This is a genomic window from Serratia sp. TSA_7 (assembly GCF_052692135.1).
Map to the genome: position 1 here is coordinate 1 of NZ_JBQZFU010000003.1, position 26,248 is coordinate 26,248.

General features: G+C 54.0%; 27 protein-coding genes and 1 tRNA gene. 14 read left to right on the forward strand and 14 right to left on the reverse strand.

Annotated elements, in window-relative coordinates; genetic code table 11:
- Nucleotides 1-48: 48 nt before the first annotated feature.
- The 4 genes from ACUTQW_RS12375 to acs form a co-directional block, all read right to left on the reverse strand.
- Nucleotides 49-567: an ester cyclase gene (locus ACUTQW_RS12375; RefSeq protein WP_020438311.1), complete on the reverse strand. Its 519-nt coding sequence runs from the start codon at nucleotides 565-567 to the stop codon at nucleotides 49-51.
- 171 nt (nucleotides 568-738) lie between these two features.
- On the reverse strand, nucleotides 739-2,391 hold the full coding sequence (actP, locus tag ACUTQW_RS12380) for a cation/acetate symporter ActP (RefSeq protein WP_006323165.1): 1,653 nt from the start codon (nucleotides 2,389-2,391) through the stop codon (nucleotides 739-741).
- A complete protein-coding gene (locus ACUTQW_RS12385; protein WP_004954024.1) occupies nucleotides 2,388-2,699 on the reverse strand; it encodes a DUF485 domain-containing protein in 312 nt (103 codons plus the stop codon). The genes actP and ACUTQW_RS12385 overlap by 4 nt, the downstream gene beginning before the upstream one ends.
- Nucleotides 2,700-2,790: 91 nt before the next feature.
- Nucleotides 2,791-4,749, reverse strand: a complete 1,959-nt coding sequence (gene acs, locus ACUTQW_RS12390) for an acetate--CoA ligase (RefSeq protein ID WP_006323166.1) — start codon at nucleotides 4,747-4,749, stop codon at nucleotides 2,791-2,793.
- Between the two features lie 895 nt (nucleotides 4,750-5,644).
- Between acs and gltP the strand changes: the two genes are divergently transcribed.
- Nucleotides 5,645-6,961: a glutamate/aspartate:proton symporter GltP gene (gene gltP, locus ACUTQW_RS12395; protein ID WP_006323170.1), complete on the forward strand. Its 1,317-nt coding sequence runs from the start codon at nucleotides 5,645-5,647 to the stop codon at nucleotides 6,959-6,961.
- Between the two features lie 160 nt (nucleotides 6,962-7,121).
- Here gltP and ACUTQW_RS12400 read toward each other — a convergent pair whose 3' ends face one another.
- A complete protein-coding gene (locus tag ACUTQW_RS12400; RefSeq protein ID WP_155728975.1) occupies nucleotides 7,122-7,283 on the reverse strand; it encodes a hypothetical protein in 162 nt (53 codons plus the stop codon).
- 52 nt (nucleotides 7,284-7,335) lie between these two features.
- Here ACUTQW_RS12400 and ACUTQW_RS12405 point away from each other — a divergent pair, with 52 nt between their 5' ends.
- Nucleotides 7,336-7,992: a carbonic anhydrase gene (locus ACUTQW_RS12405; protein WP_020438312.1), complete on the forward strand. Its 657-nt coding sequence runs from the start codon at nucleotides 7,336-7,338 to the stop codon at nucleotides 7,990-7,992.
- The gene (locus tag ACUTQW_RS12410; protein ID WP_020438313.1) at nucleotides 7,970-9,445 is read left to right on the forward strand and encodes a SulP family inorganic anion transporter; all 1,476 of its coding nucleotides are present in this window, start codon (nucleotides 7,970-7,972) and stop codon (nucleotides 9,443-9,445) included. Before ACUTQW_RS12405 ends, ACUTQW_RS12410 begins: the two co-directional genes overlap by 23 nt.
- Before the next feature lie 174 nt (nucleotides 9,446-9,619).
- On the opposite strand, the gene ACUTQW_RS12415 is transcribed toward ACUTQW_RS12410, so the two are convergent.
- Nucleotides 9,620-10,516 (reverse strand): LysR family transcriptional regulator, encoded by an 897-nt coding sequence (locus ACUTQW_RS12415; RefSeq protein WP_004954009.1) that lies wholly within the window; start codon nucleotides 10,514-10,516, stop codon nucleotides 9,620-9,622.
- A 377-nt stretch (nucleotides 10,517-10,893) separates the two neighbouring features.
- Between ACUTQW_RS12415 and ACUTQW_RS12420 the strand changes: the two genes are divergently transcribed.
- The 3 genes from ACUTQW_RS12420 to ACUTQW_RS12430 are packed head-to-tail and all read left to right on the forward strand — an operon-like array spanning nucleotide 10,894 to nucleotide 13,165.
- Nucleotides 10,894-11,577, forward strand: a complete 684-nt coding sequence (locus ACUTQW_RS12420) for a nucleoside recognition domain-containing protein (protein ID WP_006323173.1) — start codon at nucleotides 10,894-10,896, stop codon at nucleotides 11,575-11,577.
- Nucleotides 11,570-12,037 (forward strand): YjiG family protein, encoded by a 468-nt coding sequence (locus tag ACUTQW_RS12425; protein WP_006323174.1) that lies wholly within the window; start codon nucleotides 11,570-11,572, stop codon nucleotides 12,035-12,037. Before ACUTQW_RS12420 ends, ACUTQW_RS12425 begins: the two co-directional genes overlap by 8 nt.
- Nucleotides 12,038-12,061: 24 nt before the next feature.
- The gene (locus ACUTQW_RS12430; RefSeq protein WP_004953999.1) at nucleotides 12,062-13,165 is read left to right on the forward strand and encodes a M20 peptidase aminoacylase family protein; all 1,104 of its coding nucleotides are present in this window, start codon (nucleotides 12,062-12,064) and stop codon (nucleotides 13,163-13,165) included.
- A 400-nt stretch (nucleotides 13,166-13,565) separates the two neighbouring features.
- On the opposite strand, the gene ACUTQW_RS12435 is transcribed toward ACUTQW_RS12430, so the two are convergent.
- The 6 genes from ACUTQW_RS12435 to aspA all read right to left on the reverse strand — a co-directional run bounded on the left by ACUTQW_RS12435 (nucleotide 13,566) and on the right by aspA (nucleotide 19,413).
- Nucleotides 13,566-13,641: transfer RNA gene (locus ACUTQW_RS12435), tRNA-Phe, on the reverse strand.
- A gap of 160 nt (nucleotides 13,642-13,801) precedes the next feature.
- Complete coding sequence (gene dicD, locus ACUTQW_RS12440; RefSeq protein WP_006323175.1) at nucleotides 13,802-14,377, reverse strand: division control transcriptional repressor DicD; 576 nt, start codon at nucleotides 14,375-14,377, stop codon at nucleotides 13,802-13,804.
- A gap of 40 nt (nucleotides 14,378-14,417) precedes the next feature.
- A complete protein-coding gene (locus ACUTQW_RS12445) occupies nucleotides 14,418-16,124 on the reverse strand; it encodes a protein-disulfide reductase DsbD (RefSeq protein ID WP_445654868.1) in 1,707 nt (568 codons plus the stop codon).
- Nucleotides 16,100-16,423 (reverse strand): divalent cation tolerance protein CutA, encoded by a 324-nt coding sequence (gene cutA, locus ACUTQW_RS12450; RefSeq protein ID WP_004952623.1) that lies wholly within the window; start codon nucleotides 16,421-16,423, stop codon nucleotides 16,100-16,102. The genes ACUTQW_RS12445 and cutA overlap by 25 nt, the downstream gene beginning before the upstream one ends.
- 126 nt (nucleotides 16,424-16,549) lie before the next feature.
- Nucleotides 16,550-17,851, reverse strand: coding sequence for an anaerobic C4-dicarboxylate transporter (locus tag ACUTQW_RS12455; protein WP_006323180.1), 1,302 nt, complete (start codon nucleotides 17,849-17,851; stop codon nucleotides 16,550-16,552).
- A gap of 125 nt (nucleotides 17,852-17,976) precedes the next feature.
- Entirely contained in the window at nucleotides 17,977-19,413 is a 1,437-nt protein-coding gene (gene aspA / locus ACUTQW_RS12460) for an aspartate ammonia-lyase (RefSeq protein ID WP_004952628.1), read from the reverse strand.
- A gap of 346 nt (nucleotides 19,414-19,759) precedes the next feature.
- Here aspA and ACUTQW_RS12465 point away from each other — a divergent pair, with 346 nt between their 5' ends.
- The 4 genes from ACUTQW_RS12465 to ACUTQW_RS12480 all read left to right on the forward strand — a co-directional run bounded on the left by ACUTQW_RS12465 (nucleotide 19,760) and on the right by ACUTQW_RS12480 (nucleotide 23,019).
- Nucleotides 19,760-20,251 (forward strand): FxsA family protein, encoded by a 492-nt coding sequence (locus tag ACUTQW_RS12465; RefSeq protein WP_020438314.1) that lies wholly within the window; start codon nucleotides 19,760-19,762, stop codon nucleotides 20,249-20,251.
- Nucleotides 20,252-20,437: 186 nt separating this feature from the next.
- Nucleotides 20,438-20,731, forward strand: coding sequence for a co-chaperone GroES (locus ACUTQW_RS12470; protein WP_004952634.1), 294 nt, complete (start codon nucleotides 20,438-20,440; stop codon nucleotides 20,729-20,731).
- Nucleotides 20,732-20,781: 50 nt separating this feature from the next.
- Complete coding sequence (groL, locus tag ACUTQW_RS12475) at nucleotides 20,782-22,428, forward strand: chaperonin GroEL (RefSeq protein WP_004952637.1); 1,647 nt, start codon at nucleotides 20,782-20,784, stop codon at nucleotides 22,426-22,428.
- Between the two features lie 246 nt (nucleotides 22,429-22,674).
- Nucleotides 22,675-23,019, forward strand: coding sequence for a DUF4156 domain-containing protein (locus ACUTQW_RS12480; protein ID WP_004952640.1), 345 nt, complete (start codon nucleotides 22,675-22,677; stop codon nucleotides 23,017-23,019).
- A 79-nt stretch (nucleotides 23,020-23,098) separates the two neighbouring features.
- On the opposite strand, the gene epmB is transcribed toward ACUTQW_RS12480, so the two are convergent.
- On the reverse strand, nucleotides 23,099-24,127 hold the full coding sequence (epmB, locus tag ACUTQW_RS12485) for an EF-P beta-lysylation protein EpmB (RefSeq protein ID WP_006323184.1): 1,029 nt from the start codon (nucleotides 24,125-24,127) through the stop codon (nucleotides 23,099-23,101).
- A gap of 43 nt (nucleotides 24,128-24,170) precedes the next feature.
- Between epmB and efp the strand changes: the two genes are divergently transcribed.
- From efp to sugE, 4 genes are all read left to right on the forward strand, one after another.
- Nucleotides 24,171-24,737: an elongation factor P gene (gene efp, locus ACUTQW_RS12490; protein WP_004952647.1), complete on the forward strand. Its 567-nt coding sequence runs from the start codon at nucleotides 24,171-24,173 to the stop codon at nucleotides 24,735-24,737.
- Nucleotides 24,738-24,808: 71 nt separating this feature from the next.
- Complete coding sequence (locus tag ACUTQW_RS12495) at nucleotides 24,809-24,940, forward strand: entericidin A/B family lipoprotein (protein ID WP_006323186.1); 132 nt, start codon at nucleotides 24,809-24,811, stop codon at nucleotides 24,938-24,940.
- Nucleotides 24,941-25,061: 121 nt separating this feature from the next.
- On the forward strand, nucleotides 25,062-25,193 hold the full coding sequence (locus tag ACUTQW_RS12500) for an entericidin A/B family lipoprotein (protein ID WP_006323187.1): 132 nt from the start codon (nucleotides 25,062-25,064) through the stop codon (nucleotides 25,191-25,193).
- 209 nt (nucleotides 25,194-25,402) lie between these two features.
- Complete coding sequence (gene sugE / locus ACUTQW_RS12505) at nucleotides 25,403-25,720, forward strand: quaternary ammonium compound efflux SMR transporter SugE (RefSeq protein WP_006323188.1); 318 nt, start codon at nucleotides 25,403-25,405, stop codon at nucleotides 25,718-25,720.
- Here sugE and blc read toward each other — a convergent pair.
- Nucleotides 25,714-26,247 (reverse strand): outer membrane lipoprotein Blc, encoded by a 534-nt coding sequence (blc, locus tag ACUTQW_RS12510; protein WP_006323189.1) that lies wholly within the window; start codon nucleotides 26,245-26,247, stop codon nucleotides 25,714-25,716. The two genes, sugE and blc, sit on opposite strands and share 7 nt — an antisense overlap.
- Nucleotide 26,248: the final 1 nt, after the last annotated feature.

Genomic DNA, 26,248 nt, shown 5'->3' on the forward strand with positions numbered 1-26,248 from the left:
CTTTGGGGCCAGGAAATACCGGGCGCAGCTACGCTGCGCCTCAGTAATCTACATTTTCACGATCCCCAACTGCTGTAATAACGTCAGATTATCCTCAATATGCCAATTGGCGGTTATTGAGCCTTGCTTGATCTGATAGATATCTGTCGCAATAAAATCAATGGGTTGTCCCTTTCCCTGTTTGCCCTGAAAACGGCCGGTAAAATGCCCGCTAAAGCGCAAATGCGCCACGACGCGATCGCCGGTGACAATCATCTGCGCTACCTCGCAACGTAAATCCGGGACGGCCTGGCGGAAGGTTTTCGAGGCCTGTAACGCACCGCGGATGCCCTGTATTCTGCCGGCGGGTAAGGTCATATCGGTAAAGTCGCTGGCCAGCGCCTGTTTTGCCAGCGCTTCATCGCCGGTATTCCAGAAGCTGTCGTAGCGTTTGGCGGCAAGTATCTGCGCCTGCAACTGTGCGGTCGGCAGGGTGTGGTCGCTAATCAACTGCAGTGGTTCGATAAGCGGTGTTGCCAGTGCGTTGCCGGCAAAGACCAGCAATAGTAAGGCCGTAGGCTGTTTCATGATTCTGTCTCTTATATTGTTCAGAGCATCTATCTTGATTCTTGCTGTTCGAATGAAAAACCCCGATATCAGCGATGAACCTTCAACGATTATTTACAACTGACAGAACGAGAAAAGGCCCCGAAGGGCCTTTGATTAGGGGGTGTTTGCTTTTTTTCACTTATTATTTGGTTAATGCGAGCTACCCTGAGAGATGCCCAATCCGGTTTGCGAACGTACAAACTGAGAGCGGAAGCGTTCGCGTTCCTGCTGCCCGGCTAGCGAACTGTCGGTGACTGAGAACAGCCAGGTACCCACAAACGCCACCAACATGGAGAACAGCGCCGGATATTCATAAGGGTAGATCGGTTTTTCATGGCCAAGGATCTGCACCCAAATCGTCGGGCCCAGGATCATCAGGATCACCGCGGTCAGCAAGCCCAGCCAGCCGCCGATCATCGCTCCGCGGGTAGTCAGGCGTGACCAGTACATTGAAAGAATGATAATCGGGAAGTTACAGCTGGCAGCGATAGAGAAGGCCAGCCCCACCATAAAGGCGATATTCTGCTTCTCAAACAAAATTCCCAGCGCGATTGCCACGATCCCCAGGATCACTACCGTGATTTTGGAAACCCGCAGCTCATCACGTTCGGTCGCCTTGCCATCTTTAACCACGCTAGCGTACAAGTCGTGAGATACCGCAGATGCACCCGCCAGCGTCAGGCCGGCAACCACCGCAAGGATGGTGGCAAAGGCCACTGCCGAGATAAAGCCAAGGAAGAAGTTACCGCCAACTGCATTGGCCAAATGCACTGCCGCCATGTTGGTACCACCCAGCAATGCACCGGTGGCATCTTTGAATGCCGGGTTAGGGCTGACCAGCAAAATAGCGCCAAAACCGATAATAAAGGTCAGGATATAGAAGTAACCGATAAAACCGGTAGCATAGAACACGCTCTTACGCGCTTCCTTGGCGTCACTCACGGTAAAGAAGCGCATCAGAATATGCGGCAACCCGGCGGTACCGAACATCAGCGCCAGCCCCAGGGAAAGTGCCGAAATAGGATCCGAGACCAAACCACCCGGGCTCATAATGGCGATGCCCTTCGGATGCACTTTCACGGCTTCGGCAAACAGGGTGTTGAAGTCAAAGTTGACTGATTTCATCACCATCAGAGCCATAAAACTTGCACCGGCCAACAGCAGCACCGCTTTGATAATCTGTACCCAGGTCGTGGCCAGCATGCCGCCGAACAGTACGTACAACACCATCAAAATACCGACCAAAATCACCGCCACGTGGTAGTTCAGCCCGAACAATAACTGGATCAACTTGCCGGCCCCAACCATCTGAGCAATCAGATACAGCGCGACCACCACCAGTGAACCGCAGGCAGAGAGTGTGCGGATCGGTTTTTGCTTCAGACGATAAGAGGCTACGTCAGCGAAAGTATAGCGGCCAAGGTTACGCAGGCGCTCGGCAATCAGGAACAGAATGACCGGCCAGCCGATCAAAAAGCCGATAGAGTAAATCAGTCCGTCATAGCCAGAGGTATACACCAGCGCGGAAATACCCAGGAAAGAGGCCGCCGACATAAAGTCACCGGCGATGGCAAGGCCGTTCTGCAGGCCGGTGATTCTCCCCCCTGCGGTATAGTAGTCCTGGCGCGAGCGGGTGCGTTTGGAGGCCCAATAGGTGATATACAACGTGGCGCCGACAAACAACACGAACATGACGATCGCCTGAATATTCAACGGCTGGCGCTGTACTTCACCGCCAATGGCGTCGGCAAAGGCCAACCCCGGTAGAGCCAGCAGAGCGGCGGTGGAGAGTAAACGCCTCATTTCTTCACCTCACGCAAGATTTCTGCAGTCAGACGATCGAACTCGCCATTGGCGCGGAATACGTAGATCCCGGTCAGAACGAAAGAGATCACGATCAGGCCCACGCCCACCGGGATCCCACGGGTAATGGTCGATCCGGCAGCGATCGGCGTACCAAGCCACTGCGGATCGAAAGCGATCAGTAAAATAAAGCCAACATAAAGCACCAGCGTAATCAACGAAAGCAGCCAGGCGAAGCGGCCGCGTTTTCGTACCAGCTCTTTAAAACGCGGGTTTTCCTCAATCCTTTGATAAATGGTGTCATTCATCAGTGCGTCTCCAGTAGGTATTGATCGAGAACGCCGCGCTGACAGCCGTCCATCGGGTGATTTCCTGACGAACGGCCGGAGACGGCGGAAATTACGACGGTACTTTCATGGATTGTTTTTCTTCCAACAGCTTGTCTACTACGGCTGGGTCCGCCAGGGTTGAGGTATCCCCGAGATTGCTGGTGTCACCCGCCGCGATTTTGCGCAAGATACGGCGCATGATCTTGCCGGAACGCGTTTTGGGCAGAGAGTCTGTCCAGTGCAGCACATCTGGCGTGGCGATCGGCCCTATTTCCTTGCGCACCCAGTTACGAACTTCGGTATAAAGTTCCGGTGAAGGTTCTTCGCCATGATTCAGCGTGATATAGGCGTAAATCGCCTGGCCTTTAATGTTATGAGGAATACCGACTACCGCCGCTTCGGCGATTTTCGGATGCGAGACCAGGGCTGATTCGATTTCTGCGGTACCCAGACGGTGCCCGGAAACGTTCAGCACATCATCGACGCGACCTGTGATCCAGTAATATCCATCTTCATCACGGCGTGCGCCGTCACCGCTGAAATACATGCCTTTAAAGGTGGAGAAGTAAGTCTGCTCAAAACGATCGTGATCGCCAAACAGCGTACGCGCCTGGCCCGGCCAGGAATCGGTGATCACCAAATTGCCTTCGCAGGCACCTTCCTGCGGTATGCCTACGTTATCGACCAACGCAGGCTGCACGCCGAAGAACGGGCGCGTGGCAGAGCCGGCTTTCAACTCGGTTGCGCCCGGCAGTGGGGTGATCATAAAGCCGCCGGTTTCGGTCTGCCACCAGGTGTCGACGATCGGGCATTTGCCGTTACCGATTTTGTTGTAATACCACTCCCAGGCTTCCGGGTTGATCGGCTCCCCGACCGAACCCATGATGCGCAGCGAATCGCGTTTGGTGCCTTCAATCGCTTTATCGCCTTCGGCCATCAGCGCACGAATGGCGGTGGGGGCGGTATACAGGATATTGACTTGGTGCTTATCAATCACCTGCGACAGGCGGTTGACGCCAGGGTAGTTCGGCACGCCTTCGAACATCAGGGTGATGGCGCCGCAGGCCAGCGGGCCGTAGAGCAGATAGCTGTGGCCTGTAACCCAGCCGACGTCGGCCGTACACCAGTACACGTCACCGTCGTGGTAGTCGAAGACGTACTTGAAGGTCATGGCGGCATACACCAGATAGCCACCGGTGGTGTGCAGCACGCCCTTGGGTTTGCCGGTCGATCCGGAGGTATAAAGGATAAACAACGGGTCTTCCGCATTCATCTCTTCCGGTGGGCAGTCGGCGGAAACGCCGTTGGTCAGTTCATGCCACCATAAATCACGGCCTTCCTGCCAATAACCTGGCTTGCCGGTACGTTGGAAAACGACCACGTTGGTGATGCTTTTCACGCCAGGGTTTTTCAGCGCGTCGTCGACGTTCTTTTTCAGCGGTACGGCGCGCCCGGCGCGCAGGCCTTCGTCAGCGGTGATAACCAGCTTGGAATTGGAGTCGATAATGCGGCCGGCGACCGCCTCTGGCGAGAAACCGCCAAAGATTACCGAGTGCACCGCACCGATACGTGCACAGGCCAGCATGGCGACCGCGGCTTCCGGCACCATGGGCATATAGATAGCCACGACGTCGCCTTTTTTGACGCCCAACTTTTTCAGTACGTTGGCGAACTGGCAGACATCGTGATGCAGTTGTTTGTAGGTCACTTGTTTCGACTGGGTGGGATCGTCACCTTCCCAGATAATGGCGGTCTGGTCACCGCGTTCGGCCAAGTGGCGGTCGAGGCAGTTGGCCGCCAGGTTCAGGGTACCGTCTTCAAACCAGCGGATACTGATATGGCCCGGGTCGAACGACGTGTTTTTTACCCGGCTATAAGGTTTGATCCAGTCCAGGATTTTTCCTTGCTCGCCCCAGAAAGCCTCGGGGTTTTGCACAGACTGTTGATAATATTGTTGGTATTGTTCTGGGTTAATCAGGGCGTGTTCTGCAATTGCAGAGGGAATAGCGTGTTTATGCACTTGGCTCATAGCTTTTCTCCTTGAAGTTGTTAATGATATGTCAACTGAAGGTTAAGTATAGTTTGCTATGATTCTTTGTTTCTTTTTTGCGCGGCAGATCACGCAACAAAGATATTGATTTGTAATAGTTCTGTCTCATTTGCGCTGTGTATCTATCTGCTTGACGGGAAAAAGGGACCAAATAGGTGGTTTTTGTCAGAAAAGGCTATCTAAAGAACCAAAAAGAATAAACAGTCCCGGATTAAACGCACTTCCTATAGAGCATAGCGAATATAAAACTTTGTGTATTAATTTCTGCTAAATCATTTATACGTATGCTGGCTATTAGTATACCTGCCACTATTAATAGTGGAGTTATTATCACCACTCTTAGCTTAATAATCCTGCCTGGGCGTTGTCGTGTTTGATAAATACTTTGTTGAAGACTGGTTTTAGAAGAATAATTCTCATTTGTGTTCCCAGCGAAAAATATCAATAAAATAATTACCAAGCGAAATGTTTTTTGTTTTCATTTTAAAAACCTTTGTGCAACATAATATAAACATCGTTAGTGGACTAAATATGCAGATTCTGCGAAAAACAACGCATTTTTATTATGGCTAAAAATCAATCGATCGGATTAATGTGTGATTTACTGCACATAAAATTATGTTTTTAATAACAAGTAATTATGCTATGTGACGCTGGAGTGAATAATTTTTATGATTCGATTCAGCGCACAAGCCTGATAAAACAAGGGTTGCAGACAAGGTCGCTCAAATGGTACTGATTTAAGCAACGTCACACTAAGGGCAGGTGGACGCTTTCTCGTAATGAACATAAGCCCGTATTAAATGATTAATTATTCTTTTCTTCGTGTTGCAATTAAATACGTTGAAAGGAGTCTTTTGAGGACTCTTTGGGTATGAAAAGTGTAAAAATTAGCCTTGCTTGGCAAATCCTGATAGCGCTGGTACTAGGTATTATCGTCGGCGCGGTACTTCATAATCAGACGGAGTCACGCGAGTGGCTGGTCAGTAATATTCTTAGTCCGGCCGGTGATATCTTCATTCGTTTGATCAAGATGATTGTCGTGCCTATCGTTATTTCTACGTTGGTGGTAGGTATCGCCGGAGTCGGTGATGCGAAAAAGTTAGGCCGCCTCGGATTGAAAACCATTATTTATTTCGAAGTGATTACCACTGTCGCCATTGTGGTGGGGCTGACGCTGGCTAATGTTTTTCAACCCGGTCACGGCATCGATATGTCGACGCTGACGGCGGTCGATATCTCCCAATATGAAAAAACCACCGAGCAAGTGCAAAGCGGTTCGCATAGTCTGGTGGCGACCATTCTGTCGTTGATTCCGTCGAATGTCTTTGCCTCCATGGCCAAAGGCGACATGCTGCCGATTATCTTCTTCTCGGTGCTGTTTGGCCTTGGCCTGTCGTCATTGCCGAAAGAAACCAAAGAACCGCTGCTGAAGGTGTTTAAAGCCGTTTCCGAAAGCATGTTCAAAGTCACCCATATGATCATGCGTTATGCGCCAATTGGGGTATTTGGTCTGATCTCAGTGACGGTAGCCAACTTCGGTTTCGCTTCGCTGTTGCCGCTCGCCAAACTGGTGTTATTGGTGTACTTCGCCATCGCCTTTTTCGCTCTGGTGGTGCTGGGTGTGGTCGCCCGCTTGTGCAACCTGCGTATCTGGACGCTAATCCGCATCCTGAAGGACGAACTGATCCTGGCTTATTCCACCGCCAGTTCGGAAACCGTATTGCCACGCATTATTGAAAAGATGGAAGCCTACGGTGCACCGAAGGCGATCACCAGCTTTGTGGTGCCCACCGGTTACTCCTTTAATCTGGACGGTTCCACGCTGTACCAGAGCATTGCCGCCATCTTTATTGCGCAGTTGTACGGGATTGAGTTGTCTTTAGGCCAGGAAATTGTGCTGGTGGTGACGCTTATGGTCACGTCCAAGGGGATCGCAGGTGTACCCGGCGTTTCGTTCGTGGTGCTGCTGGCGACCTTGGGCAGCGTCGGTATTCCGCTGGAAGGGCTGGCGTTTATTGCCGGCGTCGACCGTATCCTGGATATGGCGCGCACCGCTTTGAACGTAGTGGGTAATGCGCTGGCGGTACTGGTCATTGCCAAATGGGAACATCAGTTCGACAGTAAAAAAGCGCTGGCTTATGAGAAAGAGTTCTTGTCAGGCAATGCCAAACAGGCAAGCGAGTCTTAACAGTCTGCTTGTGTAATTATTAGAAAACCCGCTTACGGCGGGTTTTTTTATGCCCGGTTTCTGGCGGGCCAGGCAGCGAATGTAAAGAATGATCTCTTTGGAGTTACTTTAGTTTTTTAATATGCCTGCTGTGATTTATTAACCAACAAAATCAATGTGTTTACTTTTTTTTGTTAAAAGTTCCCGGCTGTTTTCCCTTGTCAGATTCGTTGCTGCTTCTATGGTTAATAGGGGCCTTTCCTGATGGAGGAACGGCGCTGTGCGTGTAAAAAATGCCCCATGCCAATTTTGGATTTGGGATAAAACCATCATTTTGATTCATGTAATTGGCTCCTGGGCGGGTAGGCGAGAGCCTGTTTGTCCCCAACAGAGAGATGCATGCCGTGACGATACTTAAACCCCTGATAGCCAGAAACCGCAGTTGGGCGCTACAGCAGCGCCAGCGCAACCCGCATTACTTCCGCAAGCATGTCGCCGGTCAGCAGCCGCTGGCGTTGTGGATAGGCTGTTCCGACAGCCGTGTCCCGGCCGAGGTACTGACCGGCGCACACCCTGGTGAGCTTTTCGTTCATCGCAATATCGCCAATATGGTTCTTGAGGATGACGATAGTCTGATGAGCGTATTGCAATATGCGCTGGAATATCTGCACGTCTCCGCCATTGTCTTGTGCGGCCATTACGGTTGCGGCGGCGTACAGGCCGCGGTGGCGCTACCGGAAATGCCGCTGGCGCGGGAGGACAGCGCGTTGGCGCGGCGGATGGCGCATTTGCGATATTCGCTGGAACATAACTTGCAAGATTATCGGCAGGCAGAGGATGACGATGCTACGCGTCTGAACCGGCTTATCGACGCGCACGTGGTGACCCAGTTCACCCATTTGATTGCCAGCGAACCGGTACGCCGACACTGGGAACAGGGCAAGATGCTGGACGTTTTTGGCTGTGTGTACGATCTGCAAGAAGGGCATTTGAAGGAACTCATCCATCAGAACGCTGCGGAGGTGAGTCATGAACTTCAGCACTCTGCGTAATGATATTCCCGCCGGCATAGTGGTGTTTCTGGTGGCATTGCCGCTCAGCCTTGGCATTGCGCAGGCCAGTGGCTTACCGCCTTTTGTCGGGCTGCTGACCGGGGTCATCGGCGGAATCGTGGTCACCTTGTTGAGCCCTTCGCGCTACGCTGTCAGCGGGCCTGCGGCCGGCCTGGTCACCATTGTTACCGCGGCCATGGAAACGCTGGGTTCGTTTTCATTGTTGCTGGTGGCGCTGATGCTGGCGGGGGCGTTGCAGCTTATTTTCGGCCTGCTGCGTGCTGGACGGTGGATCGCGCTGGTGCCCGGTACGGTGATCCAGGGCATGCTGGTGGCCATCGGTATTTTGCTGATCATGCAGCAGGTGCCGGTAGCGTTGGGCGTACAGGGGGACGCGAGCCTGAAGGCGTTGCTGGCAGAGGGGGCCGAGCTGTTGTCGCCCGCCTCGGCGCTGGTTGCCTTGGGTGCCCTGTTGATCATGTGGCTGTGGACCACCGCACCCGTGAAACGGATCCCGTTGGCCCGTTATCTCCCTGGTCCGTTGGTGGCGGTGCTCTGGGGCAGCCTGGCCGTGGTCTTTGGCGAGCGGTGGATGCCGGAAAGCATCGGCGCCATGCCACGCATTTCACTGCCTAAATTCGGTAGCGCCGAGGCGCTGGGCGAGCAGCTCAGCCGCCCGGACTGGCAAGGTGCCTGGCGCAACCCTTCGGTTTATCTCATCGCGCTGACGTTGGCGCTGGTAGCTAGCCTGGAAACCCTGCTGAGTCAGGAGGCGCTGAAAAAACTGAAATCCCAAACGCCGGCACCTTCGCCGGACAAGGAAATGCGCGCGCAGGGCGTCGGGAATATGCTGAGCGGTTTTCTCGGCGGTCTGCCGATCACTGCGGTGATTGTCCGCAGTTCGGTGAACGTCAATGCCGGAGCGCGTAGCCGCATGTCGATTCTGCTGCACGGTGTGCTGCTGCTGTTATGCGGCCTGTTCTTCAGCGATGCGCTAAACACCATCCCGTTAGCCAGCCTGGCGGCGGTACTGTTGTATACCGGCTATAAGCTGGCCTCTCCGGCATTGTTTATCGCCCAGTGGCGCCAGGGGTTGCCGCAGTTTATTCCCTTTATCCTCACCGTTTCCGGCATCATTATCTTCGGCATGCTGGCGGGCATTGCTATCGGGCTGATGGCGCAACTGTTGTGCAGTACCTACAAAAGCCACCGCAATGCGCTGCAACTGAGTTGTTACGACGATCATTATGTGGTGCGGTTTCACCAGAACCTGACTTTTCTGCATAATCCGCGTCTGCAAAGCCTGCTGGCGCAGATCCCCGATAACTGCGTAGTGATCGCCGAGCATGATAACGCCGACTATATCGACCCGGATGTGAGGGCGGTGTTGGCTGATTTCGGCGCCGGGGCGGCCGAGCGGGGGATCCAACTGAGCCGTTGGCCCGTAGGGTGAGGCCTTCAGGCCGAATAATCGAACTCGTTCGATGGAAAGCTCATACCCCAGAAAGCAAAGAACCCGCCATAGGCGGGTTCTTCTAAATAGGGCGACCGGGCTCGGACAACCGGTGCTTGCGCCGGGTTGAACAACGCTTCAGCGTTGGCCCTCAAGCCCTGATATCACAGTACGTTACTTGTCGCGAAATGCATTGTGCAGCAGTTGCCACATATGATGAGCCGCCGGGGTAAAGCGCCGGTCAGAGCTGCGCAGCAGATGGCACTGGGCGCTGCTGGCGATTGGGTGATCGAGCGGCACTGCCACCAGAGAACCCTGCCGGACAGGATCGGCGGCGGCAGAGGCAGTCATAAACGAAATCCCCAGCCCTGCCTGACTCAGTCCCATGGCGGTGGAAAACTGATTACAGCGATACGCCGGGTGAAATTGCAAGCCCAGACTTTTGAACATCGCATTCATATGCCGTTGAAGACCGAAATGTTCCGTCAGCGCAATCAGCTGATAATCGACCAGCTCTTCAATGGTAATGCTGCTGTGCCCGGCAATCGGGTGCTGCGGCGAGACTACCGCGCAGATTGGCCCCCACTGAAAGCTGTGCCGTTTAAGTTCCGGCGTGCCAATCGGTCCGAATGCCAGAGCCATATCCGCTTCGCCGCTGACAATATCGTTGAGCATCTCCTGCAGGCTGCCGACCACAATGTCGACAAAAACCTGAGGGTAAGACCGGGCAAACTCACGCATCACCCCTTCGATAAATGCGGTGATAAGCCCGCCGCCGATGCGCACGGATATTGTACCTCCGCGCATATGGCGCAGGTCTTTGAGCTGACTTTCCAACTTCTCACGTCTCTGGCGGCTGGTAAGATGGTCCTCTGCCAGCAGGCGGCCCGCTTCGGTCAATACCACATTTCGCCCACGCCGCTCCAGCAATGGTAATTGTAGAGCCCGCTCCAGTTGGGCAATCTGTCGGCTAATCACCGACGGATTAACGCCAAGAATATCTGCCGCACGGCGGATACCTCCCTGGTTGCCCACTTCATACAGATAGCCGACCTGTCTGTCCTGATACATTTTTACCTTCCTCCCCGATCGTTGACCTGAGGGCAACAATAATATCATTAATCGGATATTTATCATCATGATTGAATAGTGATAATCGAATTAACCGCTCACTTCTTGATATGAATGAAAATACATTTATGAAAAGAAATTGATTTGCCCCAAAAGGGGGCCAGGTAATGGTGAAGTGGCATTTTATTAGAGCGTGTTCGGGTTTTATTTAAATAATTTTTCGTTAATTTTTTATTTTTGTTCTCTGTATTTTATGGGAGGGGGTTGTCGCGTAAAAAATTTTAGCGAAAGGTTTTAATTTTATCTGCCAGCTATTCAGGCACGGATCCTGCTTAGTAACAGGGGATTGTCATCTGATTATTTTGAAGAGAGATGTTATGAGCGAATCGAAAATTTTGGAGAAGCCCGAGAAAGAGCTTGTTGATGAGTGGAGAGTCGGGCCTGGTGCCTGGCTCTCCCTGATTATTGTCCTGCTGGTTTTCTCCGGCTTCTTTTTTAAAGTCGAGGGTATGGCGTGGCTGGGGGCGTTTGACTTCACTACGCTTGGCGGTGCATTCGGCACCATGAAGTCACCGGAAACCAACACCTTTATCGGCAGTGGCGGTATCAGCGCGAAAGCTGGTTTTCTTTTTGCGCTATCGTTGGTGCCCACGGTGATGCTGGCGCTGGGGTTGCTGGAAATTTTTACCCACTACGGAGCGATCCGTGCGGCGCATAAATTGCTGACACCGCTCCTGAAACCGCTGCTCGGTATTCCGGGTTATACCGGGCTGGCGTTGATCACCGATTTGCAAAGTACCGATGCCGGCGCGGCACTTACTAAAGAGCTGTATGACAGCGAAAAAATTACTCGTAAAGACGTGGTGATTATGGGGGCGTGGCAATATTCAGGTGCCGGATTAATTAACAACTATTTCTCCATTGGTTCGGCTATGTTTGCTTCGCTGACCATCCCGATAATTATTCCATTGGTGCTGATGTTCGTTATGAAGTTTGTTGGCGCCGTCATAGTTCGCCTGACATTAAATACTGTATATAAGAGGGATTTCGATAATGAGTAATACCACAAGAGTCTCTGGTAACCCGTTCGATATTTTCATTATTGGTGCGCGTAAAGGATTTAATATCGCCATCAATAATCTGATGCCGAATGTATTAATGGCGTATGTGATTGCTGAAATGCTAAATTTACTCGGCGTGATGCAGGCCATTGGTCATATTTTTTCGCCGTTAATGGGGGTGTTCGGCCTGCCGGGCGAAGCTATCACCGTGTTGCTGACTGCCTGGCTCTCGTCGTCGGCAGGCACTGGCGTTGCTATCAGCCTACTGAGCAAAGGCACGCTGGATATCGGGCAGATCACCATCCTCGCACCCGCCATTTTTTTAATGGGTTCACAGCTACAATATATGGGCCGTCTTTTGGGGGTAGCCGATGTCCCGAAGAAGTACTGGCCGCTACTGATGGTCGTCAGCATTTTCAACGCGGTTATCTCTATGCTGGTAATGCGAGTTATTGCTTGAATGAAGCACACTAAGGAGTAAGACGTGTCACGCACACTAGATCACTTTAATTACCTGCATCAGATCCCGGAACTCGGGTTCGAAGAATATAAAACCTCCGCTTATATCGCGGGGGTACTGGAGGCAGTGGGCTACCAGGTCACGCGCCAGGTTAATGGAACTACCGGTATCATGGCCGTTCTGGATAGCGGCAAACCGGGGCCAGTGTTGGCGCTGCGTGCCGATATGGATGCGCTCGGACATATTATTGATGGCGAGCATGTGGCGCGCCATACCTGCGGCCACGATGGTCACTCCTCTGTGGTGCTGACCACCGCCCAGGAAGTGATGGCGGAGGGCCTGGTGAAAAAGGGGAAACTGAAGTTTATCTTCCAGCCGGCCGAGGAACTGGGCACCGGTGCAATAGCCCTGACCGAAGGCGGCGTACTGGAGGATGTTGATATGCTGCTCGGTTTCCACCTGCGCCCGTTGGAAGAGTGCTCTCTGGGGCAGGCGGTGCCGGCGATGTATTACTCAGCCTCAGCCACCGTTGAAGTTATATTCCATGGAAAAGCAGCGCACGCCGCGCGCCCTCATCTTGGCGTGAATGCGCTAGATGCTGCCGCTCACGCGGTACAGGCGGTCAACGGTATTCACCTTGCGCCATCGCTGACCTGGAGCGCGAAAGCCACGCGTTTTCTCTGCGACGCCGGGGTCACCAACTCTATTCCGGACAAAGCGCAAGTGTGCTGGGATCTGCGTGCGGCTGAAAACGAAGCCATGGATGCGTTAAAACCGCAGGTGTTGCGCGCTATCGAGAGTAGTGCGGCAGCCTACGGCGCACGGGCTGAAATACGTATTATGAAAGAAATGCCGGCAGCGATCATTGATGACGAGGCAACCGAAGTTGTCTCCCGCGCTATTCGCAGCGTGTTCGGAGACGCCGGGCTGACCGCGCCAAAATCGACACCGGGCAGTGAAGATTTCTTCCACTACCTGCGTCTGCGCCCGCAGGTTAAGGGCGGTTTCTGGGGGCTGGGAGCCAACCTGACGCCAGGGCTGCATCACCCGGAAATGCACTTTGATCGCGACGCACTGGCGCTCGGCGTTAAAGTGTTTAAAGCCTGTGTTCAGGATGTGTTGGGGTGAGCCGGCGACGCTGCGTCGCTTGATGTCCATGGCACTTCGGCCGAATAATCGAACTCGTTCGATGGAGAGTCCATACCCTGAAAAGCAAAAACCCAGCCATAGGCTGGGTTCTCTAAATAGGGCGACCGGACTCGGACAACCGGCGATTGCGCCGGATTGAACAACGCTTCAGCCTGGGTCCGCAGGAAGAGTCCATACCCCAGAAAGCAAAAAACCCGCCATAGGCGGGTTCTTCTAAATAGGGCGGCCGGACTCGGACAGCCGGCGCTTGCGCCGTGTTGAACAACGCTTCAGCGTTGGCCCGCAGGGTGAGGCCTTCAGGCCGAATAATCGAACTTGTTCGATGGAGAGTCCATACCCAGAAAGCAAAAAACCCGCCATAGGCGGGTTCTTCTAAATATGGTGCCCGGACTCGGAATCGAACCAAGGACACGGGGATTTTCAATCCCCTGCTCTACCGACTGAGCTATCCGGGCAACGCGCAGCATTAAACCGTATTGGGCGGGGGCCGTCAACGGCTTTATGCGTGAAATACCTGAAAAAGCATTCGGTTGCTGACTTTTCAGGCAAGGCGCGCAAAAGTACGCCCATTTTGGTTGCGAAAGTGCCTCGTCAGCCCAGCCTATCGCCGTTCAATCAGCCTAAAGCACCGTTTCTGCGGCACTGCGCTACCTGCAAGATATCTTCCGCCAGCCGTTTGGCGACGGATACATCCTGGAGCTGGCGTTTTACCAGCAGTTTGCTCAGGCAGCCTTCCTGAATCAGCTCCATCTGCTGCGCCACCATATCGGCGTCGTCGGCGTCCATTTGGCGCAGCAGGTCGCGGGTCAGCTCCAGCGACGTCAGCTTTTGCTGCTCCGCCAATTGGTGTATCGGGTGATCCACCTCCGGGAAGAAGCTGCAGGCGGCAATAAACAGGCAGCCGGGATAACGATCGTGCCGGACGTACTCCGCCAGAACGTCATAGCGCGCCAGCAGCTTTTGCTGCGGGCTCAGGGTTTCGTCCAACAGCAGTTGGCGGCGCCAGGTGTCAATTTGCTGGCCGTGGTAGCGCAGGCTGTCGTACAGCAGCGCCTCGCGATCCGGCCAGAAGCGTTTAAGGTCGCCCGGCTGCACGTCGAGTTTGTTTGCCAGCATTTCCAATGTGGTGGTCGCCAGGCCCTGTTGTTCCAACAGCCCCAGTGCCGTATCAAGGACGTGTTCGCGTTGCACTTGTGCTCCCTCCAAATTCGGTTCTGATCCACAGTGTCGTTTACCGCACTGTTTTCTGCAAATGCGCGCTGAACGCAGGCGCATTCATAAACCCGGTGACGCGTGCGGCCGGCACTTCCTGGCCCGCGCCGTTAAAGAACAGAATGGTCGGCAGCCCAAGGACCTTCAGGTGCTTGAGCAGCGCCGCCTGTTCGGCGTTGTTGGCGGTCACATCCGCCTGCAGCAGCACGGCATCGGCCAGCTTAGCCTGAACTGCCGCATCGCTGAAAGTATATTTTTCGAACTTCTTGCAAGCGACGCACCAGTCGGCGTACAGATCCAGCATCACCGGTTTCCCCTGTGCCTGCTGCAGCGCCAGATTGAGTTGTTCTACGTTATTAATTCGCGCGAAGTTCAGGTGCGCCGGCGCCCTCTGCTGGGCGTCATTGGCACCGAAGGCCCAGTCTTGCAGCGGCCTTGCGGCGATCACCGCCGCTGCCAGCAATAGCAACTGCAATGCACGCGCCCAGCCGCGCGAGGTTTTCAGGCTCAGCGCGAATGCCCAACCGAAGAATGCCACCCCGAGCAGGCTCCATAACCGCAGTCCCCAGGCATCGCCGATTACCCGCTCCAACAAGAAGACCGGCAGCGCCAGGATCACAAAGCCGAAGGCTTCTTTTACATACTGCATCCACGGCCCGCTGCGCGGCAGAAGACGATTGCCGAACAGGGTGACGAGCACCAACGGAATACCCATCCCCAGCGCGTACAAGTACAGCGTGCCGCCGCCGGCCCACATATTGCCGCTCTGGGCGATGTAAAGCAGGATGGCGCTGAGCGGCGCGGTGGTGCAGGGCGAACAAATTAATCCGGCCAGCGCGCCCATCAGGAACACCCCAGGCAGCGAGCCGCCCTTTTGGGTGTTGCTCCAGCCTGCCAGCCTCGTTTGCAGCGAAGAGGGCAACTGCAGCGAATACAGGCCAAACATCGACAGCGCCAGCGCGATAAACAGCACCGACAGGCCGATCAGCACGTACGGGTGCTGCAACGCCGCCTGGAACTGCAACCCGGCGGCCGCGACCACCAGACCCAGAAGGGTATAGGTTAGCGCCATGCCCTGTACGTAAACCACCGCCAGCGCCAGAATGCGTCCGCTGCTGTGCGGCTTTTCGCGGCCCAGAATGATGCCGGAAATCAATGGGTACATCGGCAGCACGCAAGGGGTGAAGGCAATGCCAATGCCAATCAACAGGGCCCAAAGTGGCGAAAACGGCAGGTTGGCTGGCGCGGGTTCCGTTGGCGCGTCAGCGGGCGGGGTTGCGGCGGCACTCACCGCATCCAGTGGGATCACACGCGTTTCAGGCGGGTAGCAGAAACCGGCTTCCGCGCAGCCCTGATAGGTTACGCTCAGGCTGGCGCCGTTGGCCGCTTGTTGCAGTGGAATGTTCAGCGCGAGCTGTTGCTTGAAAATAGCGACTTCACCGAAGAACTCATCCTTGTGGCTCAGTCCTTCGGGCAACGTAAAGGCGCCTAGCGTCGCCTGCTGCGGCACCAGTTTGATCTGCTGACGATAGAGGTAGTAACCGGGGCGGATTTGCCAGCTCAGGGCCAACTGGCGATCTTGCTGCTTAAAATCAAAGGCGAATGCCTGATCGACGGGCACGAACTGGCTGCCGCCGCTTTGACCGAACAGCGATGCCTGAGCCGCCTGCGGCAAAAAAAACAGGCTGCAGATCAGGAAGATTAATTTAATGAGGCGTTGATCCATAACAGGTAGTCTTTATCTCCAGCCATCACCGGCAGCACCAACAGCTCGGGCGTTTGATACGGGTGATGTTGTTTCAGGGTGCTGAGCAGGGCATCTTGATGGCGGCGATCGCTTTTGAACAGCATCTGCACTTCGTACTCCTGTTCCAGTTTCCCTTCCCAGTAATATAACGATGTCGCGCCGGGCAGCAGCGTGGCGCAGGCCGCCAGCTTTTCCCCTAAAACCCGGGCCGCCAGTTCTTGTGCGGTAGCCTCATCGGGCGCGGTACAGAGTATGACGACAGCTTCGCAATCAGACATCTTCAGCCCTCTCATCCAGATTATCAGTAGGCACTATACCCTGAAGGCGAGTTGGCTAGAAGGCGAGTTTATCGCCAGTGAGGCGAGGTTCGGGGGAGAACCGGGGCTGCAGCCCCGGTCAAAAGATTACAGCATCACGCTGCCCAGCAGGAAACCGAACAGCACCGCCAATACTACCCCGATGGTGCCGGGGATAAAGAACGGGTGGTTAAACACGAAACGCCCGATGCGCGTGGTGCCGGTATCGTCCATCTGCACCGCCGCGACCAGTGTCGGGTAGGTTGGCAGAATGAACAGGCCGGAAACGGCGGCGAAGGACGCGATGGCGGTCAGCGGCGAGACGTTCAGCGCCAGCGCCATCGGCATCAGCGCCTTGGCGGTGGCGGCCTGCGAGTACAGCAGCGCAGAACAGAAGAAGAAAATTACCGCCAGCAGCCACGGATGGGATTGAATCACTGAGCCTGCGGTCTCTTTGATCCAGTCGATGTTGGCCTGCACGAAGGTATCGCCCAACCAGGCCACGCCCAGGATACAGATACAGGCGCTCATGCCGGCTTTGAAGGTACTGGAGTTGAGCACCATATCGGTATCGACGCGGCACAGCAGAGTGGTCAGCGTGGCGACGCTCAGCATGATGATCAAAATGGCATTGGTGGTGTTCATCAAAGGTTTTGCCACCAACCCAAGGCCTGGGCTGTTGATGATGGCGTAGGCCACCACGCAGACCACACCCAGCAGGAACAGCAGCACCGAGGCTTTGGCGCGCGGTTTGATGTCTATCGCCTTGTTGCCGCGCAGGGTAATCAGGCCTTCTTCCAGGCGTTTCAGGTAAACCGGGTCGTCAGACAGTTTGGAATCAAACAGCCAGGACACCAGCAGCGACATCAACAGCACGGCGCAGAAGGTGGACGGCATCACCACCATCAGCATATGCAGATAGCTGACGCCATGACCTTCCATCACCGAAGACATATACACTACGGCGGCGGAAATCGGCGAGGCGGTGATGGCGATCTGCGCAGCTACTACGGCGGTGGACAGCGGTCGGCAAGGCTTGATGCCCTGTTCTTTCGCCACTTCGGCGATGACCGGCAGTGCGGAGAGCGAAATATTGCCGGTACCGGCGAAGATAGTCAGGAAATAGGTGACGATCGGCGCCAGAATCGTGATGTGTTTAGGGTTCTTGCGCAGCAGTTTTTCCGTTTGCTGGACCAGATAATCCATACCGCCGGCCACCTGCATGGCCGAGATCGCGGCAATCACCGCCATGATGATGGAAATCACGTCGAAAGGGATGCTGCCCGGCTTAACGCCAATCAACGCCAGGACCAAAACCCCCAACCCGCCTGCAAATCCGATACCGATACCGCCCAATCTGGCCCCTAAAAAAATGGCCAGCAGAACGATAACCAATTCTACGGCTAACATAGTGTCTACTCCTTAAAATAAGATTATTTGAAAATGAAAAGTTAAAAATTTGTGGGCGACAGAAAGTAAAAAGGCACGCTATCCAGAGGATTTAGCGTGCCTTTTAGGGCTACCGGGTGTATCTGTTATTGTTCATTTTCATCCGTATAGCGTTTGGCTTTATAGGCCGGGTGCATCAGGTTCTCCACGGAGAAGATGTCATCCAGCTCGGCTTCCGTCAGCAAACCGCGTTCCAGTACCACTTCACGTACGCTTTTGCCGGTTTCGGCGCAGATCTTCCCGACGATGTCACCGTTGTGGTGGCCAATGAACGGGTTGAGATAGGTGACGATACCGATAGAATTGAACACGTAGTGTTCGCAGACTTCTTTATTCGCGGTAATGCCGTTAATGCATTTTTCCAGCAGGTTATAGCAGGCGTTGGTCAGGATGTGGATTGACTCAAACATCGCCTGGCCAATCACCGGCTCCATCACGTTCAACTGCAGCTGGCCCGCTTCGGCGGCCATGGTAACGCAAGTGTCGTTGCCAATCACCTTGAAACACACTTGATTGACCACTTCAGGTATCACCGGGTTCACCTTGGCCGGCATGATGGAGGAGCCCGCCTGCAGTTCCGGCAGGTTGATTTCGTTCAGGCCGGCGCGCGGACCAGAGGACAGCAGGCGCAGGTCGTTACAGATCTTGGACAGTTTCACCGCCAGACGTTTCAACGCGCTGTGCACCATCACGTAGGCGCCGCAGTCGGAAGTGGCTTCGATCAGGTCTTCGGCCGGCACTACCGGCAGGTTGCTGACTTCCGCCAGTTTTTGTACGGCCAGGTGCTGGTAGCCTTCCGGCGTGTTCAACGCAGTACCAATCGCCGTGGCACCCAGGTTCACTTCCAGCAACAGTTCTGCCGTGCGATGCAGGTTGCGGGTTTCTTCTTTCAGCAGCACGCTGAACGCGTGGAATTCCTGACCCAGAGTCATAGGCACGGCATCCTGCAACTGGGTGCGGCCCATTTTCAGAATGGTTTCGAACTCTTTCGCCTTGCGATCAAAGCCTTCACGCAGTTGGTTGATGGCGTCGATCAGTTTCTGGTTGGAGGCGTAAACCGCGATGCGGAAACCGGTGGGGTAGGCGTCGTTGGTGGATTGGCATTTATTAAGGTGATCGTTAGGATTCAGATACTGATATTCGCCTTTCTGATGGCCCATAAGTTCCAGACCGATATTCGCCAGCACTTCGTTGGTGTTCATGTTCAGCGAGGTACCTGCGCCGCCCTGGAACACATCGACCGGGAACTGGTCCATGCATTTGCCTTTATCCAGCACTTCGTCACAGGCTTGAATGATGACATCAGCAATTTTACGCGGAATGGTTTTCAGCTCTTTATTCGCCATCGCTGCGGCTTTTTTGACCATTACCATGCCACGGACAAACTCGGGCACATCGCTGATTTTGCTGTTACTGATATAGAAGTTTTCAATCGCACGCAGGGTATGAACACCGTAATAGGCTTCTGCGGGGACTTCACGTGTTCCTAACAGGTCTTCTTCGATACGAATGTTGTTTGACATGAGAACCTTCTTTATATTGCTGCCGAATTAATTAATAGTCAGGGAATCAAATTATGTTGCCGAAGGCTTCAGGCATGAAACGATTAACCATAGCGCCCGTTGCAGCCCAGATCATATGCTGGTTAGTAATAAATGACTGAATCCAGATCACCTTCTGAGCCTTCTGGAATCACGCTTTTCCTGTTCTGTGATCTCATTCACGTTTGTTAACTTTAGCAATAAAAAAGGCCGTTGGTTGAAATGACGGCGGGATGACCCCATTGTAATGGTGTCGGCCGTTTACCGGCCCCCCTTTTCACCTTGCCGCCACCGTGCGGGAACGTGCCGTTACTTATAGGAGAACCAGGTGCGCTGGTTACCGTTACTGCTGATATTTCTGTTGGCTTACATCGAAATATCTCTATTTATCAAAGTCGCCGCCGTATTAGGCGTGGCCATAACCCTGTTGCTGGTGGTGTTCACTTCCTGCGTCGGTATCTCGCTGGTGCGCAACCAGGGCATGAAAACCTTCGTGCAAATGCAACAGAAACTGGCCGCCGGAGAAAGCCCGGCTGCGGAAATGGTGAAAAGCGTTTCACTGGTGCTGGCGGGCTTCCTGCTGTTGGTGCCGGGATTCTTCACCGATTTCCTTGGCCTGTTGCTGCTGTTGCCGCCGGTGCAAAAATCGCTGACGCTGAAATTGATGCCACATCTTTCGGTCTACCGTCCCGGCGGCTGGAGCCAGGGCGGCGATGCCGCCAACGGCAACACCTTCGATGGCGAGTTTCAGCGTAAGGACGACGATCGTTATACGTTGGGAAACCAGTCGGACGATCATGACAAGCGCAACGATCGTTGAAAAAACGCGGCCTCGGCCGCGTTTTTCACATTTTGCTCCTCTGGATTGCCGTCAAAAGCGAAAATTTTTTTGACTGGCCCCTTGAAGGGGGATGGAATGCCCCCATTTCAAATCCCACGAGGCCGGTAACAACAATCCGGTGACAACCCTAAATCTGATAGAAACCTTCTTACAGGAGAGCGTTCAATGAGTATTCGTCCATTGCATGACCGCGTTATCGTCAAGCGCAAAGAAGTTGAATCAAAATCTGCTGGCGGCATCGTTCTGACTGGCTCTGCAGCGGGTAAATCTACTCGTGGTGAAGTTGTGGCAGTGGGTAAAGGGCGTGTTCTGGAAAGCGGCAACATCCAACCGCTGGATGTGAAAGTTGGCGATATCGTGATTTTCAACGACGGCTACGGCGTGAAAGCAGAGAAGATCGACAATGAAGAAGTGTTGATCATGTCCGAAAGCGACATTCTGGCAATTGTTGAAGCGTAATTACGCTTTATCTTTCTGAACTGAACGAAACGAGTTGAAGGGAAATACCAATGGCAGCTAAAGACGTAAAATTCGGCAATGACGCTCGCGTGAAAATGCTCCGCGGCGTGAATGTTCTCGCTGATGCAGTAAAAGTGACCCTGGGCCCGAAAGGCCGTAACGTAGTGCTGGATAAATCCTTCGGCGCTCCTACCATCACTAAAGATGGCGTATCCGTTGCCCGTGAAATCGAACTGGAAGACAAGTTCGAAAACATGGGTGCGCAGATGGTGAAAGAAGTGGCCTCCAAAGCGAACGACGCTGCGGGCGACGGCACCACCACTGCAACCGTACTGGCTCAATCCATCATCACCGAAGGCCTGAAAGCAGTAGCCGCCGGCATGAACCCGATGGATCTGAAGCGCGGTATCGACAAAGCGGTTATCGCCGCTGTTGAAGAGCTGAAAAAACTGTCCGTACCTTGCTCTGACTCCAAAGCTATCGCTCAGGTAGGCACCATCTCTGCAAACTCCGACGAAACCGTGGGCAAACTGATTGCAGAAGCCATGGAGAAAGTGGGCAAAGAAGGCGTCATCACCGTTGAAGAAGGCACTGGCCTGCAAGACGAGCTGGACGTCGTTGAAGGTATGCAGTTCGACCGCGGTTACCTGTCCCCGTACTTCATCAACAAACCAGAAACCGGCTCTATCGAGCTGGAAAGCCCGTTCATCCTGCTGGCTGACAAAAAAATCTCCAACATCCGTGAAATGCTGCCAGTACTGGAAGCCGTGGCGAAAGCCGGCAAGCCATTGCTGATCATCGCTGAAGATGTTGAAGGCGAAGCACTGGCTACCCTGGTGGTCAACACCATGCGCGGCATCGTGAAAGTGGCTGCGGTTAAAGCACCTGGTTTCGGCGACCGTCGTAAAGCCATGCTGCAGGATATCGCTACCCTGACTGGCGGTACCGTTATCTCTGAAGAGATTGGCCTGGAGCTGGAAAAAGCGACTCTGGAAGACCTGGGTACGGCTAAACGCATCGTTATCAACAAAGACACCACTATCATCATCGATGGCAATGGTGAAGAACCTGCGATCCAGGGCCGCGTGTCCCAGATTCGTCAGCAGATCGAAGAAGCAACTTCTGATTACGACCGTGAAAAACTGCAAGAGCGCGTAGCTAAACTGGCTGGCGGCGTTGCGGTAATCAAAGTCGGTGCTGCTACCGAAGTTGAAATGAAAGAGAAGAAAGCTCGCGTTGAAGATGCTCTGCACGCAACCCGTGCAGCGGTAGAAGAAGGCGTAGTTGCCGGTGGTGGTGTTGCGCTGATTCGCGCTGCGTCCAAACTGAGCGATCTGCGTGGCGTGAACGAAGATCAGAACGTGGGTATCAAAGTTGCGCTGCGCGCAATGGAATCACCACTGCGTCAGATCGTTCTGAACTGCGGCGAAGAGCCTTCTGTTGTTGCCAACACCGTGAAAGCGGGCGAAGGTAACTACGGTTACAACGCAGCAACTGAAGAATACGGCGACATGATCGCGATGGGTATCCTGGATCCAACCAAAGTAACCCGTTCTGCTCTGCAGTACGCGGCTTCTGTGGCTGGCCTGATGATCACCACCGAGTGCATGGTGACCGACCTGCCGAAAAGCGATGCGCCTGATTTAGGCGGCGCTGGCGGTATGGGCGGCATGGGTGGCATGGGCGGCATGATGTAATCATCCCCCACACTGTCTGTGTGCTGAGAACCCCGGTCAATTGGCCGGGGTTTTTTTATTCTGTGCTCTTTGCCGCACTGTATTTGATGATATTTTTGCAGCCCGGAGTGATTTAGCTGGTAAACTGATATTTCATCAGCTGTCGCTCAAGGCGTTGACCCGGTACCCGTGGCAACGGATGCTTAAGAGATAGCAACGCTTTCTGATAAGCTTGTGCAGAATTCTCAATATCATATGGGGAACAAGATGCGGATTAAAGCCTTACTGGGTCTTTCGGCAGCTATGCTGCTGGCAGGTTGCAGCAGCACCAACGAACTGTCCGCCGCAGGCCAGCAGGTCAAATTTACCGACACCAAACCGGCGGCTGAATGCCAGCTGGTGGGCGAAGTGACCGGCTCCCAGAGCAACTGGTTGTCCGGTAACGGTGGTGAAGGCAGCTCTATGCGCGGTGCGGCAAACGACCTGCGTAACAAGGCAGCGGCAATGGGTGGCAATGTCATCTATGGCGCAACCAGCCCGACGCAGAACCTGCTTTCAAGCTTTGCCCCGCTGGACAGCAAAATGATTGGCCAGGTTTACAAGTGCCCCTAACGCAGTAACGAGCAGGGTATAACACAAAAAAGAGGCATGCCCAGGCATGCCTCTTTTTGTATCTGGAACGGGCAGTCGATCAGCTTTGCATCAGATGCAGATCGAGGGGGGTTTTGCTTGGCTTGCCGCCGACTTCACGCGTCAGACGCGGCACCATGTAGCCGGAAACCTTGCTCAGTAGCGCCTGCATGATCGTGCGCGCTTCGTCGTCGCTGACCATAAAGTGCGCCGCCCCCTGCACCTTATCCAGTACGTGGATGTAATAGGGCAGAATGCCGGCGTCAAACAGCGCGTTGCTCAGCGCCGCCAGCGTGTCGGCGTTGTCATTGATACCGCGCAGCAGCACGCTTTGATTCAGCAACGTGACACCTGCCAGACGCAGTTGCGCCATGCTGGCCTGCAGCTCGCGGTCAATTTCATTGGCGTGGTTGATGTGCGTCACCATCAGCACCTGCAGGCGCGAAGCGGACAGCCGACGGCATAGCTCCGGCGTAATGCGCGCGGGGATCACTACCGGCAGGCGGGTGTGGATACGCAGGCGTTTCAGGTGCGCAATGGCTTCCAACTCGCCGATTAGCCAGTCGAGTTCATGATCTTTCGCCATCAGCGGATCGCCGCCGGAGAAAATAATCTCATCCAGTTCCGGGTGTTGGCGGATATAATCCAGCGCCTGACGCCAGTTGGCTTTGTTGCCCTGGTTGTCCTGATACGGAAAATGGCGGCGGAAACAGTAGCGGCAGTTGACCGCACAGCCACCCTTGACCAGCAGCAGAGCGCGATTGCGGTATTTATGCAGCAGACCTGGCACCACGCTGCGCTGTTCGTCCAGCGGATCGGTAGTGAAGCCGGGGGCATTGATGAATTCTTCGCTGGCGGTCAGAACCTGGCGCAGCAACGGGTCATTGGCATCGCCGGGGCGCATGCGCGCTGCGAAGGCGCGAGGAACGCGCAGCGCGAACAATCGACGGGCTTCGCGGCCCTGCGGCAGGTCCGGATGCGTGTTCAGTGATAAAAGCTGCAGTAATTCATCAGGATCGGTAATAACATCGGCGAGTTGATGCAACCAATCTTCTCTATATGCCGTATTTTGGGTTATAATGTGTGCCATTTTTTTGGCTAAGCTACCAGTTTAAATATTCAGAGGGGCCATCATGGCGACTTATTCTAGCAACGATTTCCGTCCGGGTCTTAAAATCATGTTCGAAGGCGAGCCTTATGCCATCGAATCCAGCGAGTTCGTTAAACCGGGCAAAGGCCAGGCGTTTGCGCGCGTTAAAATGCGCCGTCTGCTGACCGGCAGCCGCGTAGAAAAAACCTTTAAATCTACCGACTCTTGCGAAGGCGCAGACGTTGTAGATACCAACATGAACTACCTGTACAACGACGGTGAGTTCTACCACTTCATGCACCCTGAGACTTTCGAGCAACACGGGGTTGAAGAAAAAACCGTTTCTGACGCGGCAAAATGGCTGCAAGATAACGCGGAATGTATCGTTACCCTGTGGGACGGCCGCCCAATCGCCGTTCAGCCACCGAACTTTATCGAAGCAGAAATCACGGATACCGATCCTGGCCTGAAAGGCGATACTGCCGGTACCGGCGGCAAGCCTGCGACCCTGAGCACTGGCGCCGTGGTAAAAGTGCCATTGTTCGTACAGATTGGCGAAGTTGTCCGTGTTGATACTCGCTCTGGCGAATACGTTTCACGCGTAAAATAAGTTTCCAAACAAAGGAGCCCTGAGTGGCTCCTTTGCTTTATCCCTTTCCGCATATCGTTGGCAGACTCTGCATGATGAAGAAAACTCTGTTGGCCGTGATCTCCCTGTTGTTACTTGTCTCCCTTAGCGGTTGTAATACTTTCCGCGGGTTCGGTGAGGATGTTCAGCACCTCGGCGGCGCTATTTCACGCACGGCCAGCTAAAATCATTAATTTCAGTAATGTAATTGTGCAAAATAAACGCGTTTTAAACAGCAACTCTCGTTAATATTTACTAAGCTTAGAAAGCCGTACTTTTTCGTCACTGACAAATAAGGACTTTCATATGCTGAAGAAAAGTATTATCGCGATTTTCTCTTTGATGATCCTGACCTCATTGACCGCATGCAACACCACCAAAGGCGTAGGTAAAGACGTGCAGGCCGGCGGGGAAGCCATCCAGCGCAGTGCAGAATAACCTGCCTTTTTGCCTCTTGTGGTATTCCACGTACCCCCCCCCCCTCACCGTGGGATACCGCTTCACCTCCGATCTTGGCAAACGCCACCTTTGTGCTGCTATCCTTCCCAGGCGCGGGTATAATTCCCGGGCATTTTCACAAGGCTAAACGGGACGACCTGTTTACGCATCAGCTTCCGGGGACGACCCCATCGTAACGGAGCCTGTTCATGGCTTGGATTATTCTGCTTATTGCCGGTTTGCTCGAGGTGGTGTGGGCTATCGGCCTGAAATATACCCACGGCTTTACCCGCCTGACACCCAGCATTATCACTGTCGCCGCCATGGTGGTCAGCATGCTGCTGTTGGCGCATGCCATGAAAACGCTGCCTGCCGGCACGGCTTATGCGGTTTGGACCGGTATCGGCGCGGTAGGGGCGGCAATTATGGGGATGGTGCTGCTCGGCGAATCGACCAATATCGCGCGCATTCTCAGCCTGTGCCTGATTGTCGTCGGCATCCTCGGGCTGAAGTTCAGCAGTCACTGAGTCGTGGCTTGTTGTACCCAGATTAGTTTATCGGTAGCAAACCCGTAACTCCTGGCGGTTTGCACCAGCCTGTCGCGCGTGGTGGCGTCCAATGTTGGCGTGCGCGACAGGATCCATAAATAATCTCGGTTAGGGCCGCAGACCAGCGCGTAACGATATTCCGCATCCAGTTCGATCACGTTATAGCCGCCATAAAAGGGGCCGAAGAACGAAACCTTCAGAGCGGCTACCTGCGGTGAACCTATAAAATAGGCTTTGCCTTCGCTTTCTTGCCATTGCTGTTTTTGCACATTAAAGCCGCGGTTGATCACCTTCAGGCCACCGTCAGCCCGTGGACTGTAGTTGGCGGTAACCTGTTGTAGACCACGCTCAAAGCGGTGATCGAGACGGGCGATTTCATACCAGGTGCCCAGATAGCCTTTGCTATTGAAGGGGGTCACTACCTTGACGTCTTTGGGGGGCGTGACGCTGCAAGCGACGGAAAGAAGGGCGGAAAAAATCACGCAAAGCTTTGACCATAAACGCATT

Coding starts and splice junctions, on each gene's coding strand:
- blc (WP_006323189.1), bottom strand. CDS start 26,247: ATGCGTTTATGGTCAAAGCTTTGCGTGATTTTTTCCGCCCTTCTTTCC.
- cutA (WP_004952623.1), bottom strand. CDS start 16,423: ATGTCTGATTGCGAAGCTGTCGTCATACTCTGTACCGCGCCCGATGAG.
- efp (WP_004952647.1), top strand. CDS start 24,171: ATGGCGACTTATTCTAGCAACGATTTCCGTCCGGGTCTTAAAATCATG.
- ACUTQW_RS12495 (WP_006323186.1), top strand. CDS start 24,809: ATGATGAAGAAAACTCTGTTGGCCGTGATCTCCCTGTTGTTACTTGTC.
- gltP (WP_006323170.1), top strand. CDS start 5,645: ATGAAAAGTGTAAAAATTAGCCTTGCTTGGCAAATCCTGATAGCGCTG.
- ACUTQW_RS12500 (WP_006323187.1), top strand. CDS start 25,062: ATGCTGAAGAAAAGTATTATCGCGATTTTCTCTTTGATGATCCTGACC.
- acs (WP_006323166.1), bottom strand. CDS start 4,749: ATGAGCCAAGTGCATAAACACGCTATTCCCTCTGCAATTGCAGAACAC.
- ACUTQW_RS12470 (WP_004952634.1), top strand. CDS start 20,438: ATGAGTATTCGTCCATTGCATGACCGCGTTATCGTCAAGCGCAAAGAA.
- ACUTQW_RS12415 (WP_004954009.1), bottom strand. CDS start 10,516: ATGTATCAGGACAGACAGGTCGGCTATCTGTATGAAGTGGGCAACCAG.
- ACUTQW_RS12445 (WP_445654868.1), bottom strand. CDS start 16,124: ATGGATCAACGCCTCATTAAATTAATCTTCCTGATCTGCAGCCTGTTT.
- actP (WP_006323165.1), bottom strand. CDS start 2,391: ATGAGGCGTTTACTCTCCACCGCCGCTCTGCTGGCTCTACCGGGGTTG.
- ACUTQW_RS12480 (WP_004952640.1), top strand. CDS start 22,675: ATGCGGATTAAAGCCTTACTGGGTCTTTCGGCAGCTATGCTGCTGGCA.
- ACUTQW_RS12405 (WP_020438312.1), top strand. CDS start 7,336: ATGCATGCCGTGACGATACTTAAACCCCTGATAGCCAGAAACCGCAGT.
- ACUTQW_RS12400 (WP_155728975.1), bottom strand. CDS start 7,283: ATGAATCAAAATGATGGTTTTATCCCAAATCCAAAATTGGCATGGGGC.
- ACUTQW_RS12455 (WP_006323180.1), bottom strand. CDS start 17,851: ATGTTAGCCGTAGAATTGGTTATCGTTCTGCTGGCCATTTTTTTAGGG.
- sugE (WP_006323188.1), top strand. CDS start 25,403: ATGGCTTGGATTATTCTGCTTATTGCCGGTTTGCTCGAGGTGGTGTGG.
- ACUTQW_RS12385 (WP_004954024.1), bottom strand. CDS start 2,699: ATGAATGACACCATTTATCAAAGGATTGAGGAAAACCCGCGTTTTAAA.
- ACUTQW_RS12375 (WP_020438311.1), bottom strand. CDS start 567: ATGAAACAGCCTACGGCCTTACTATTGCTGGTCTTTGCCGGCAACGCA.
- ACUTQW_RS12425 (WP_006323174.1), top strand. CDS start 11,570: ATGAGTAATACCACAAGAGTCTCTGGTAACCCGTTCGATATTTTCATT.
- epmB (WP_006323184.1), bottom strand. CDS start 24,127: ATGGCACACATTATAACCCAAAATACGGCATATAGAGAAGATTGGTTG.
- ACUTQW_RS12410 (WP_020438313.1), top strand. CDS start 7,970: ATGAACTTCAGCACTCTGCGTAATGATATTCCCGCCGGCATAGTGGTG.
- aspA (WP_004952628.1), bottom strand. CDS start 19,413: ATGTCAAACAACATTCGTATCGAAGAAGACCTGTTAGGAACACGTGAA.
- groL (WP_004952637.1), top strand. CDS start 20,782: ATGGCAGCTAAAGACGTAAAATTCGGCAATGACGCTCGCGTGAAAATG.
- ACUTQW_RS12420 (WP_006323173.1), top strand. CDS start 10,894: ATGAGCGAATCGAAAATTTTGGAGAAGCCCGAGAAAGAGCTTGTTGAT.